We start from the raw sequence: 13,394 nt of genomic DNA, 5'->3' as shown, positions 1-13,394 counted from the left end.
CCCCCACCTCACTGAGTGAAGTTTCACTTTATATGGTCGCGTTTGTGTGGACGATGACCACGTCTCGTTCTTTTATGAATTGGCTTTCAGATGCCGGTCCCGTTAAAACAGTTGTTTCTTCAGTCGCTTCACTCAAAAGTTCAGTCTCATCACTCAGCAGCTCGGTCTCGTCATTCCCCATCGTTAATATCTCCGTTACCGGCGATTCTTTTGACAAAAGTTCGGTTGCCTCTGTGTCAGCTTCTGACAAGAGCTCAGTGGTTTCGTGACTGCTAGATTTCGCATCAAGTAGTTCAGTAGATTCAATACCACCAATGGATGGTGCTTCTGCTTCTAGTAATTCTGTTGCTTCCACACTGCCGGAAGAAGGATCTACCGCTTCCAGTAGTTCTGTTGCCTCTACACTGCCCGAGACCGCTACTTCCAATTCGACATCATGGCGGGGTTGAATCTCTCTAGTGATTGGCTTATGGTTCTGTTCTTGTTTAGAGCGGGAACTAGCCTGCAGCTTTTTGACCCATTTGCGGACACTAAATCCGGTTACATCCTCGAAAACCTCTGAAATATTTAATTTGATAAAAACAATAATAGCTAGTATGAGCGAGAGGGCAGCACCAGAAAGGCCGCCATAAAACATTGTTTGATATTCCACCTTATCCCCCCTGCCCTACCAGATTTAAGTTCATATACCTTTTTTTAAGCTTCATAAAGCCCTGATCCTTAGCAGCACCCTTTAATTGCGCTGCCTGCTCGTACACCTTTAGTGCCGCCTGATAATTCCTGTCTGGCTCTTCCTTCACGTGTTCGATATCGAGCAGCAAGTTTCCTAGCTTTGTATAGGCGTTAAGACTGGCAGGAAACTGCTCGAGAGTGCGGTTAAATTGTTCCGCAGCCTGTTCACGCTTTTTCATCTCTTGGTAAATAGTGCCAATCTTAATCATGTATTCCTCTTGATTCATTTCCCCGCCAGCGCCATCATCCAGGAGATTGGAATAATGCCGGATGGCCTCCTCATAGTCGTCGCTCGCTGCTGTTTTATCCTCCGAATTTATTCCTTTGCTGTAATAGGCCTGCGCTAATTTCAGCTCAAAATCATTCGCATATTTGTCAGCCAAAAAGTCATCGTCCAATTTGAGTAAGACATCGTTTGCCTTATTGATCAATTGAATGGCCTTTTTATTGGCATCAGGGATTTGTCCTTTATACGATAAGTAAATATTCGCTAACGAATTATAGTTATCGATTTTTTTCGCATTATTACGGGCTTTATCAGTGAACGTTTCAAACGCGTTCAGGTCTCCGGTAAACTTCTTATAGTCAATGTTTAAACTCCCCATTGTTTGGGCTAATGACTTGTAATACTCGACTTCCGGCTTGTCCTTTGCCTCAACCCTGTTGAAAAATTCTTGGGCACGAAAATAATCCTTTTCCACATCAAAATACGTCATCCCTACTTTGAAGAGAACCTCACTGTTTTTGTCAATCTTGCCATACCCATCATCGATATATCTTTCTATATTCGAAAGGCCCTTTTCTGCTTCACCGCTTTGAATATACATATCTAGTAAATTGTTATAGGCCATGGCTCTTCCTTTATCGAGCTTAATCGCTTGTTCAAGAATTTTGCCTGCCTGGTCACTATGGTTATTTTGGATATAGCTGTTTGCCTCGTTGATTAAACTCATATATTCCTGGAGCTGATCATTTTTCATCCCTTTATAGCCCATTACAGAGGTGGTTGAAAACCCTAAAAACAGAACAGCTGGAATCAGGAATACGGCTAATTTTTTATAAAGCTTGCGTTTATAGCCCTGCGTTAATTTATTTATGTTCTGAAGATCATAGGACAACTCTTCACAGCTTTGATAACGATTACCGGGCTCAGCCTGCGTACATTTGGCAATAATATGTTCAAGCCCCTCCGGCAGCGCCGGATTCCAGGTTCGGATCGGCCTTAATTCATATGGCGGGTCACTTAAAGACTTTCCCGTCACCAAATGGTAGAGCGTCACACCTAAACTATAAATATCCGTTTTTGCATCTGTTTGATTACCGGATAACTGCTCGGGGGCTGCGTAGCCCTTTGTCCCAAGATTTGTCGTATCGGTCGAATTTTCTGTTTTAAATTCTCGGGCAATTCCAAAGTCAATCAGCTTAATTTTCCCCTCTGGGGTCAGCATAATATTATCTGGCTTCATATCGCGATAGATGATGGGGTGGGGCTTTCTTGAATGTAAATAGCCCAGCACATCACTTAACTGCTTCGCCCAATTGATCACGTCATCATCAGCAGCTGTTCCTTCGCGCTTCAGTTTCTCCTTCAGCGATTCGCCCTCAATATAATCCATTACCACATATATCTCGCCTTGGCGGTCAATAACATCATAGATTCGCGGCAAAGCGCCGTGGTCTAACCTTTTTAACATATTGGCTTCAACGACAAGGCTGTTCACCAGCATTTCATTATCGCTCTCTGCCCGCTTGCGGATATCTTTTACCACCAGCGATTTCTTGAGCCTGTTATCCATGGCGAGATAGACGATACTCATGCCGCCGCGGCCGATTTCCTTCAGAATTTCATAACGTTCGTCAATAATGGTGCCGATTTTAATCAAGGCGCTTCACCTGCTGTTACTTTCGTCATTAATACCGTGATATTATCGGTTTCCTTCCGTTTCTTCACCCGTTCAACGAGCTCCACAATCGTTTCCTTCATCTGCTGCTCGTTGGAAAAATGGTCTGGTTTTAAGCTCGTAAACAGCTCTTCGTCGCTGGTTTCATGGTAAAAGCCATCCGTGCACAGCATGAACAAATCTCCATCTTTTACCTCACCGTGCGTCAGGACTGCCTCAAGCTCCGGTGACGCGCCGACACATTGTAATAGGACATTACGGCGCGGGTCAATTTTCGCCTGCGCTTCTGTCATATTGCCCCGTTCAAGTTCCCGGGCCACTAACGTTTGGTCCTTCGTTAATTGATCCAGACCGTCGTGAATCCGGTACGCTCTGCTGTCGCCGACCTGTAAAATATAATACCTCGAATATACAATTAATAAAGCGGTGATGGTCGTCCCCAGCTTTATATTTGCGGCTTCCCCATAATCCAAAATTTTTCGATTAAGTGCCTTCACACAGTCCGATAATTTCTCTTGAACTTCTGTTTCGAAATAATCAGAAGAAGTTAACTTGGGAAGCTCCGTTTCAAACCAGTCCGACATCCCTTTAATCACGGTTGCACTCGCTAATTCTCCTTGGGTCAGCCCGCCCATCCCATCGCAAACGATAAACAGGCCGATCCGGCCCTTTGGTGTCTTAGCCGTTTTAAGCAGTAAGGCATCCTGATTGGTTTTCTTTTTGATTCCTGCATCCGTGTGGCAGGCAATTTGAAAAAACATGAATTCACCGCCCTTCTTACGAAATATCGCACGTTTTAAAGGTTCTATGAGCGAATTTAAGCGTTCTATGAGAGAATTTGATAGTTCTATCGGCGAATTTTTGGATTCTATCGGCGAATCCAAGAAAGCTCCAATCTTTTAGAAATAAGCTTTTAATATAACCTAAAGACGAACTCTTCATTTGCCAGGGTAATGCGATCGTCATGCTTGATTTTGACCTGTTCATTCTTGGCCAGCTTAATATCATTCACGAAGCTTCCGTTTGTCGAGCGATTATCCTTTAAAAAGTATTCTCCGTTTTCTGTCAGGATATGGGCGTGAACACGCCCAACTGCTTTATTGCTAGACGTATAATCGACAGTCTTTGCGTCGCGGCCAAGTTTAAATACATCTTTCACTATCGCGATTTTCTTTTGAGTGGCGAGTGCGAGTAGAAATGGCATCGGCGCAGCAACTCCGAGTGTAGTGGTCCCTAAATCGTCCACACCCAATACCGTTGTTCCTTCGTCCAGATGATCAATTTCAACCGCAATCCCGTTGCCATTACTTGGAACGATATTAATTTGTGTCCCCGTGATTGCTGCAGCCGCTTCAAATGCCCCTTCATGATCTCCGAGCTCCGTTCTTGTCACCCTTTTGTACTGAATTTCTTCCTCAATTTCAAGCTTTTGGCCTGTTTGTTTATCCCGCTTCACATTTTTATGATTCGCTGCTCTGACCTCATTTTGATCTTCAAGAAGAATTTCAACATTGCCTGGGCTGTAAAAGCCAATACTTTTTCTAGCCGGTTTTTTCATAGAACTTTTTCCATTTATTTCTTCCGGGACAGTTTGCGGTGATGTTGGCTCCTCTGAAGCATTTGCCAGCAACACTAGTTTTTCCTTGAAATCAAGGAGGTCGATCTCCTCTGCCCGAACAAGGTAATTATGGATTTTAATGAAGAAACGTAAATCATCTTCCTCATCATACGGAGCGATCCACAGTAAATTCAGTAAAAATTCCTTTACTGTGCTGGTTTCATATTGGTTCGTTTTAATCGGCAGATAGAAAAATAATGGCCTTCCTGATAACGGGTCAATATAAATATGCCTTTTATCGGCAACAATATTGCCCAGCTGCAGGCCGATCTTTTTTGAATGAATAAGGGTTTCTATTATATGTAAAAGAAATTTGTGTAAGCGTTCCTTCGAGAATCCTTTAAAAAATAATGGTTTAATAATTTCCCATGAGGATAAATCATACCTAAAATAAACTTCTTTCTCTTTTTCGATGACAACCATGGACAACAAACCGAAGACTTGACTATTTTCCAACAAGCCAATTTCGTTCCTTGCCACTTCCACTTCGCTGTTCACCTTAAAAAATAAATATTCACGGCAATTCTCCAAATTTAAATCAATTTGTTTGATCAAGGCTGTCCGACCCCTTTTTTTGGATTCCTCTTCACTTGGAAGGGCAGCAGCTAGCAGCCAGTTGCCCCTCCGTGGTCATAGCGTTTACTTAAATTGACTCGCATTATTATTAATCGCCGCTTCTGTCGCATCGTAATTGGTAACCGTCACATCCAAAAACTTGGAATAGCTTTCGACCACATCACGATAGTTATCAAACCGTGCGGAAAACGCATTGAAATTTGCACGAATCGTATTGGACGCATCACTATTCCAAGTCTGCGATAGTGCATTCATTTCTTTTTTAATATCCTGCAGTCTGACATACAAGTTGTTGTTTAAATTCCTGATTTGGTTAGCCGTCTTACTGACTTCACCAAGTGAAATTTTTACTCCTTCTATCGTCATTATAACACCCCCTGTTTTCAACCTTCATTCCCAACCACATTGTTAATAGGAAAAATTAGTTCGATAATCGTTTCGCACCGCTGATGACTTCATTTTGTGTATCGCGATACGTTTTTGCAGATGTTTTAAGGAAATGAGAAAACTCATCCATTTTCGCTTTCATTTTCATGAAATCATCGGTAAATCCTTTAATTTGGTTCACGTAGGCAAGATTATCGGCCCCCTGCCAGGCAGCACCCATTGCCTCTACCTCCGAAAACAAAGATTTATAGAGTCTTTCATAATCAGCCGCCTGCTGATCAATACTTGTTGCCGCCTTTTCAAGCTTCGCCGGATCCACCATAATCGATCTAGCCATTTAAATCACCTCCTTTCAGATCTTCCTTAGTTCGTTGATAACCGTCCGGTACTTCCCTGCCGCGCTTTGCAGGCTTGAAGCACATTGAACCGAGCCAATCCCTTTGAATTCCCGATTAATACCATTCGATATCTCATCAAGCTCGCGGGCCAGCGCATTAAGTTCGGCGATAATGGTATGAATCTTATTTTTCACTTGTGCATCCATTGAAAAACCCATCCTTCCACTTAGCGAATGGCTTCTGCTTTTCTCAGTAATGCCGCCTCGCCTTTTTCCAATAATTCCATTGTCCTGTTAAGATAATTGATATTTTCATTGAGTCTAAAATGAAATTTTGTAAGCAGATCTGCTTTTAATACATGCCCCAAATCCAATAAATCGGCCTCCCGATACAAACTATCAATCATGCTGTTCACATGCTGCGTTCTTCGCTTTACTGCTTGCAATCTTGAAGAATAGTAAGCGAGTCTGGAAAGATCGACTTTCAGAATGGGTTCCACGGCAAAGCCAAAACCGCCGGCAAGTTGATTCCATAGCAGTGCAGCGAACGATTTAGCTTTTTCAATAAAATTATCAAAAAACTGGCTTAACTCCTGCTTTAATTTCTGTGAAACCTTCATGACAGTAAAAATATAGCGAATGCATTCAATCTTGATTTGCAGCAGCTTTTCATCTAGTTTTTGCTTCATTTCCGTTATTTTAAAATCGATCGTAATCAACATTTGAAATACGGCCTGTTTGATAGAGGCCGCAGCTTTATCGGTTAGGGCCTCAAAGGACAAGGGCAGCATTATTCCGGAAAAAATGAAGTTCCCTATCATCCGTCCCGCTGACGCACCGTCGGATGCCCCAATGAAATTCCCGTTTTCGTCAAACTCTACTGCATCCAAGCTATGGGCATCAAGCGCTAGTGAACCATAGGCAAGGACAGCCGATATCAATGCCAAGGTACCAAGTTTATTCTTTGTTTTAATCGTTTTATCGACATATGGAACATGCCCGAGCTGCGAGACCGCATCATCTTGATGAACAATATACATATTCCGGTCCCCTTTTAGGACCTCCTGCTGCTCCTTTGAGAGAATCCACCAGTTGATAGGGGCACCATTTACAGCATAGGCTTTTAAGTTTTTGTCTTGATTGAAAAAATGGACTAACACATAACTTGCTAAATTTCCGCCTTTGGAGTGGCCCATGACATAGGTGTCGCCAACTGCTCCAAAAATATTATCCTTGTAAAATTGTGCAGCTTCTTTTTGCTGCTGGATTTCCTGACCGATGCCTGCTTCAACATTGGAAGTCCAGTCTGTCAGCACATGCAACGGTTCACCAAGACTTTCACTGCCTCTAAATAATGCCGTGGCATTGCCTTCATCATCCTTCAAGGCATAACCGACAAAACCGGAATCAAGCTTCCCGTGAAAAGCTTCTTTCCATTTTGGGTTGTTGTTTTGATAGTTTGTTAATTGGATATTTGCCAGGTTGCCGCCATTTGGGCCGTTTACATAGTCGTAGATTGCCTTAAAGTCCTTTTTATTTTCATATTGAGACAAGTCACCCATTTTATTAACGATATCTTCAAATTTCCACGGATTATTTGGATTAATTTTTATCGAATCAGGAATATCCAAATAGGAAAACCTCAACAATAAATAGTTTTCTTCAGCAGTTAAATTTGATAGCGACACGGCAACTACTCCTTGACAGCTTCATAATTGCTAATTAATTCATCCGGACTGTTAATATTTACATGCTCGTCAACTAATATATGGCCATATACCTTAGCTTTCAGATTAGACCATGGAAGATTATTTACATTAGCAGTTCTAATATAATCTGAAACATCCTCAGAAGGGTCAACAAACCCGACTGAAAGGCTATAATACTTTGTTTGTAAGTTTTTGATCATCTCATAGGACTGATATAATCCATCTTGGTATTTAACTAAATTTGGCTCCCCAGAGGTTTTAATCGCCACTTCGAGAACAACCATGACGTTTTTATTTACATTTTTGATATAATCGTATGCCGACATTTCTTTCATACTTACGTCATATTTACTCCCAGCAACATCGACGTAAACCTTATATAGACTATCCTTTGGAAGCTGATCGGTAAGTTTATCTTTTAAACTTGCCGTAAGTTCTGCACCCCACAAGGCAGGGATATAGGTATCATAGTGTTTACCGTCTTGTGAATCACTCTGCCCCGCTTCAAAAATTAATTCGGGTTTATCTTCCGGATGAACAAATATCTTATCCTTACCGTACATTTCCGGGAACAAAACGCTTCCTTCCTTTTTACCTTCAACAACAAACTTTTCACCATATTTATCCTCAATATTATTGAGGATTTTCCCTTCCGAATTCATACAACCCGTTCCTCCTATCACTAAAAGGATTAGTAGGATTATCATTATAATCCTTTTATTGGTTTTCATCGGACACCTTCCTAACCAAGTACTTTTTTAAAAAAACTTACAGCAGCATAAGCTTCGCACCGTTCTTGAAGCCGAGTTCTTCCACAGTGGCGTTGATATTATAGATTTCTCCTGTACTCCGTTTGCAGAGAACGGTGTGTTCGGTGCCGGTAAAATAACCTTGCGACAGCTCTGTCACGGTATTCGCTAATAAAAGTACGACTTCGTGAAGCGGGCTTTTTAGCGGGAGGAAGATATCAAAGGTCTGATTGGCAGCAGGGATAAACACTTCCACTAACACCTTATCCATACACTAACTCCTCCTCACTTACAGCTGCTGAAGACAACAGCTTCACTAATACCGGCTTTCCTTTCTTTAAACAATAACCAAAGCCGCTTGGAATTTCCTGATACATATCGCTTGTTGTCTTATTCGTCTTTAATACATATTGATCGCTAATGCCGCTGCCGACCCAAATACCATCACTTTGGGACACATTGTTTTTAAACCAGCTTTCATAGGAAATCGAGTTGATCCGATCGGCCTGGTCCCCAATGATCAGGTGGACTGCAAGCGAGCTGCCTTTATCCAAAAATACGGCAAGCTTATCCTTGCCATCGGCAGATAACGCATTGTTCATGTCGATGAACGAATCAATCACACAGAAAATCGGTTCAAACACCGGTGGCATTTGACCCGCCGTCATCGCATCCTTCGTCGTATTATTGCGGTAGACAAGCGTATTGAACAAGTAGCCAATCGTCTCTTCGATTGGCTGAGTCCCAGTCACATAGCGATAGCTGCGGTTCGCATCTGTCCGGAAACTGGTGTGCACATCGATGGCGATGACTTCACTGGCACCGTTTGCCGCGAGCACCTCGGCTGCTCCTTGGATAAAGCTTGTGCATTCGTCATCATTATTGCTAGTTAGCACAAGATTCACAAATGAATCGGTAAAGTCATAATAAGAAATCGCCAGCGAATTTTTCTCAACGGCAACCGGTATTTTCCCCGGCTGATTTGTTTGAAGGTCGCCAGCAGCAAAATAGTCTAGGTCGACTTTTTCCGGAAGAATGGGAATCCTTCTTGCTCTTGCCTTGTTCCACCTCTTGCTTTGCTCGGCACAATAATTGGTCATAAAACGGAACATATCCATTGTCACATCTGTAATAAGGGCAGTCTGGAATTCATACACACTACCTGCTTTAAAAATTCCCCGGCCTTTATGTTTCGATGGATAAACCCCATCGACGCTTCCCAATACACCTGAATATTCCGTTGTATCATTCAATTGCAGGACAAACAGCTGCTTGAAGTTTTGCAGCAAACGATAGCGGATTGCTCCAGTATTAGCCGCAGTTACGACGAAGTAGATGCCGTATTTGAGCCCTTCGCGTGTTAAGAAGGAAATAGATTCCTCATAGTCCTCATACATCTCTGAAAAAGCAGCATAATTATGAATCACGACAACAATCGAGGCGAGAGGCTGATCCTTCGTGCGGTTGTAAGTGCCGATATCGCCGCCATAGTTCGCCAATACTTTCTTTCTTCGCTCGATTTCATTCGTTAACATTCTAAATAAATTGGTGATTTTTTCGCTTTCATGTGACAGAACAACATCACCGACATGCGGCGCTTCCCGGAACCAGCTTAAGGTTTCGCTGCTGAAATCCAATAAGTACAGATTAACCTCTTCCGGTGTGTGTGCTCCCATGAGCGAATAAATCATCGTCGCCAATAAAGTCGTTTTACCGCTGCCGGCGACACCATAAATCACGGTGTTACCTTCCTCTGTTAACGGCAATCTTAGGATGTGCTGACTCTGATTTGCCGGGTCGTCGTATTCACCAATGACCGGATTTAAGACATTGGTTTGTTTTGCAGACATGCGATATTTTCCATGCAATTTTTCGAGGTAGATTTGGCTTGGAATCGGCTCAAGCCACAGCTGTTTCACCTGTATCTGTTCTTGTGACGCCAAATGGGCCAGATAGTTCGTAATTTCATCCAATTGCTTCGGCGGATTTTTCACGAGCCTGTTTCGCTTATCCAATCGTGCACTCTTTAGCACGCGGCCGATCGCATCAATCACGACAATACTGTTATCCTGACGTTTCTCCAATTTTTCCGCAGGATAATACGGTGCCCCGCCCCAGGCTGATTGCCCGAGCATAAACACTTCATTAAACCCAACCTGCAGGTAGAACCGGCCGGTAGTCGCCAATTCCGCAGCATCCGGCCGCTTAATGACTTCCATGCTGTCCGCCTTCTCCTGCACCTTCAGGCTGATTCTGAATTTGCTGTTACTCCAAATTTGGTCATCGACAACTCCTGACGGCTTTTGCGTTGCGAGAATCAGGTGAATCCCTAAGCTCCGTCCAATCCGTGCCGCACTGACTAGTTGTTCCATAAATTCCGGCTGCTGTGTTTTCAACTCGGCAAATTCATCGGAAATAATGAACAAGTGCTGCAGCGGCTCGGTTACCCGGCCTTCACGGTAAAGCTTTTGGTATTTATAAATATCGATATTGCTTTCATTCACTCGTTTGCTTGTGTCGCTAAAAATCGCCTGGCGCCGCTTCAGCTCACTTTGAATCGAAATGAGCGAACGCTTGACAGCTGCCCCGTCGAGGTTGGTGATCGTCCCGGCAAGATGCGGCAGGTTCACAAAGGCATTTGCCATGCCGCCGCCCTTATAGTCGATTAAAATAAACGCCACTTCATCCGGGTGATAATTCACCGCGAGTGACAAAATAAATGTCATGATCAATTCACTTTTCCCGGAACCGGTCATCCCGGCAATCAAGCCGTGCGGGCCGTGGAATTTTTCGTGGAGGTCGAGCTTAAATAACTCGCCTGATTGGTCAACCCCGATTGGTGTTTCCAAGGTTTTCACCGGGTCATTCTCTTTCCATTTTGTCAGCACATTAAGGTGTTCAATTTTACTAACCCCAAACATTTCTAAGAAGGTGAGCATCTCCGTCAATGTATAGGCCTTATTTAATGAAGCAAGTTTGATGTTGCTTAGTTGAATCGCCAGCTCTTCCGGGTCATCCTGCAAATAAATGTCGGGACGGAATGCCGTAAACTGTCCCGTAATATCGTCCTTATCAAAGATCTTTGCCGCTTGGTCGTCAAGTTCAATGACTGCTGAACATTCCTTCGGTAAATTTTTCAATTCATCATAAAGGGTAATCAAACTAATGCCAATGTTTTGTTTTGCTCGTAAAATCATCGTGAACATTTCCGCTTTTTCTGCCAAACTTTTATCCATTGAAAAAATGACATAATGCTGTGCGTCAGACCCGCTTAATTCATCAACAGTTAAGTTCTGCCGCCGGGAAATTTCTTTTTCAAGCACTGCTGACAGCTCTTTTAATTCATTGGCATCCGTTGCCATAAAACGTACGGTTTTCGTATCGTCCCATACATGAGGCAGCCATTTCACAAAGTTCCACATGTCCTGCTCCCGCTGATCGTAAACAAATACCAGCTTTAATTCATCATAGCTATGTAAAGCTGTTAATTGAAAAATCAATCCCTCAACAAAGGCCTTTACCTTCTCCCGACTGCCAATAATCCCGCTGACCTTTTCTTCAAAAAGAGAGAAAGTGACAGGAACATCTGTTAAAACCTTTGGGCTTGCTGTAAGTTTATAGAGCTCCTCTTGCAGCACATCATCCTCTACGCTAAAGCGTTTTTCCGGAAATTTGATGTCGGCATTGAGGGGCAGATTGCCAATTCCTAAACGCAGCTTTAAAAAGTCATCCTGGCCAGGCGTTCTCTCCCACAGGTTTCGCTGCCGCGTCTGAATCCGGGCAACACAATGTCCAATTGGTACATGGTTTTCATGCAAAATCTCGCTTTGCCGCTTCTGCTCCTCTTCGATTACCTTCGCCATATCCACTAAGTATGCGCGATATTTTTCCTGCCTGATTTTTTCCTGTTTAAGCCGCGTCTTTTTCTCATGCCGTTTTGTTAAAATGGGCCAGAGAATGGTTCCAATCAGCATACTGAAGGACATCACCAAGGTTGGCATCGCCCTCATGATATCCCCATTCGTGGACAAGACATTTTGCAGCGTAAAAAGCCCCATAAACAAGGAGGCCATTCCCATTGTGAGCGATGGACCTAATAGCAGCATTAACGGAGTTTCTTCTTGGTTCGCAGGCTGTGGCGGTGGATCGATCTTGATCTCAGTAGTTTTGATATCTCTTTTAAAACGAGGGGAGCGGTAAAAAAGTTCATCTGTAGGCTCTTCTTGTTGAAATTCATCCAAGTCTTCCTCTTCCTGTATCATTGGCTGTTCAACCGTTAACGGCTGAAACGCATTCCTCTCGAGATAAACGAGCTGATGCGGGTTGTTTAACGACAGCAGTTTCCCATTGTAAATAATTTTTAACCCCATTATGTAGATACAGTCGCCAATTCTAAGCGTATGCTCAGTTACTTTTTCCCCGTTCACATAGGTACCGTTTGAACTTTGCAGATCACGGATTACCGCCGTGCCGTTGTTGTCATAGTCAATCTCACAATGAGAATTTGACACTAATTTATTGGCAAAACAAATCTGACTGTCCTTAGACCTGCCGATCTTCACCTTTTTCGTGGTAATGTAGTGCTTTGTATATATATTTTGCTCAGGAGCGGCGGGCTCCGCATATAAAAGCGACGGCGCTTCATTTTCGCGTTTAATTGTGTAGGTTTTAAATGATTCAATATGCTGCTTGCTAAGTTTTTGACCATCAGCATTGCTTAGGTAAGCATATTTATTCGACTTTAAGAACCATTGTCCATCTTCAGCCTCTACCGCCATCAACTCTATTTTGCTGCAATTTTCGCCCTCCGTCGAAAGCACATACCGTCCGGTCACCCGCTCCGGCAATACAAACGTGAGTGCCTTTTTGCGGTCAAATAACGTTAAAATCACTTTATATCTCTCTCCAGTTTGCTTGCAAAATTATTTTTTAAAAGAAATAAGTATTATTTTCGCAATGTATATAGGTTTAATGGAGTATGTGAAGGTGTTTCTCGTATATTCATATTGTCCATAAGCCTTAATTTTCTGTTAAAAACTGGGAATCTCGATTGATGTTAAATTTTTTCTTCCTTATCATACCATTTTTTAAATAGGACTAATTTCCTTTGCTAATGGGACAAAGGGACCGTTTTTGCCTTTATAACAGATTTTGTTTTGGATTGTGGTTATTCATACTTTATTTTTGCAGGATATTGGGGAATATTTCTGTAGTTGGCGGGATTATCTCTATTCTCCATGAATAAAAGAGCATACAAAAAAGAACAGCTGGCTCAGCTGTCCTTTTTCGTGCCTGGCAACGTCCTACTCTCACAGGGACGCATGTCCCAACTACCATCGGCGCTGAGAAGCTTAACTTCCGTGTTCGGTATGGGAACGGGTGTGA

Annotated in this window: 11 protein-coding genes and 1 rRNA gene; all 12 read right to left on the bottom strand. The window is 42.8% G+C overall.

Going from position 1 to position 13,394, the window contains the following annotated elements; all coding sequences use genetic code 11:
- Positions 1-28: 28 nt before the first annotated feature.
- Positions 29-652, bottom strand: a complete 624-nt coding sequence (locus ACIQXV_RS26145) for a hypothetical protein (protein ID WP_402964139.1) — start codon at positions 650-652, stop codon at positions 29-31.
- 1 nt (position 653) lies between these two features.
- A complete protein-coding gene (locus ACIQXV_RS26140; RefSeq protein WP_402964136.1) occupies positions 654-2,615 on the bottom strand; it encodes a protein kinase domain-containing protein in 1,962 nt (653 codons plus the stop codon).
- Positions 2,612-3,394 (bottom strand): PP2C family protein-serine/threonine phosphatase, encoded by a 783-nt coding sequence (locus ACIQXV_RS26135; RefSeq protein WP_402964133.1) that lies wholly within the window; start codon positions 3,392-3,394, stop codon positions 2,612-2,614. Before ACIQXV_RS26135 ends, ACIQXV_RS26140 begins: the two co-directional genes overlap by 4 nt.
- 152 nt (positions 3,395-3,546) lie before the next feature.
- Positions 3,547-4,806 (bottom strand): FHA domain-containing protein, encoded by a 1,260-nt coding sequence (locus ACIQXV_RS26130; protein ID WP_402964130.1) that lies wholly within the window; start codon positions 4,804-4,806, stop codon positions 3,547-3,549.
- Positions 4,807-4,890: 84 nt separating this feature from the next.
- Positions 4,891-5,193, bottom strand: coding sequence for a pore-forming ESAT-6 family protein (locus tag ACIQXV_RS26125; RefSeq protein ID WP_066148103.1), 303 nt, complete (start codon positions 5,191-5,193; stop codon positions 4,891-4,893).
- A gap of 55 nt (positions 5,194-5,248) precedes the next feature.
- Entirely contained in the window at positions 5,249-5,551 is a 303-nt protein-coding gene (locus ACIQXV_RS26120) for a WXG100 family type VII secretion target (RefSeq protein WP_402964126.1), read from the bottom strand.
- A gap of 15 nt (positions 5,552-5,566) precedes the next feature.
- Entirely contained in the window at positions 5,567-5,758 is a 192-nt protein-coding gene (locus tag ACIQXV_RS26115; RefSeq protein ID WP_402964123.1) for a hypothetical protein, read from the bottom strand.
- Positions 5,759-5,778: 20 nt separating this feature from the next.
- Positions 5,779-7,239: an Mbeg1-like protein gene (locus ACIQXV_RS26110; RefSeq protein WP_402964120.1), complete on the bottom strand. Its 1,461-nt coding sequence runs from the start codon at positions 7,237-7,239 to the stop codon at positions 5,779-5,781.
- Between the two features lie 5 nt (positions 7,240-7,244).
- Complete coding sequence (locus ACIQXV_RS26105) at positions 7,245-7,922, bottom strand: hypothetical protein (RefSeq protein ID WP_402964117.1); 678 nt, start codon at positions 7,920-7,922, stop codon at positions 7,245-7,247.
- 106 nt (positions 7,923-8,028) lie between these two features.
- Complete coding sequence (locus tag ACIQXV_RS26100; RefSeq protein ID WP_402964114.1) at positions 8,029-8,280, bottom strand: methyltransferase; 252 nt, start codon at positions 8,278-8,280, stop codon at positions 8,029-8,031.
- Positions 8,273-12,901 carry a type VII secretion protein EssC gene (gene essC, locus ACIQXV_RS26095; protein ID WP_402964111.1) on the bottom strand — a complete coding sequence of 1,543 codons (4,629 nt, stop codon included), beginning with the start codon at positions 12,899-12,901 and terminating at the stop codon, positions 8,273-8,275. The genes ACIQXV_RS26100 and essC overlap by 8 nt, the downstream gene beginning before the upstream one ends.
- A 398-nt stretch (positions 12,902-13,299) precedes the next feature.
- Positions 13,300-13,394 (bottom strand): 5S ribosomal RNA (gene rrf, locus ACIQXV_RS26090); the annotation flags it as partial.

Origin of the sequence: Neobacillus sp. NPDC097160 (assembly GCF_044762155.1) — a bacterium.
GTDB lineage: Bacteria > Bacillota > Bacilli > Bacillales > Cytobacillaceae > Neobacillus.
Note: the sequence above shows the minus strand (reverse complement) of the source record. Positions and strands in the feature narration are given on the sequence as shown.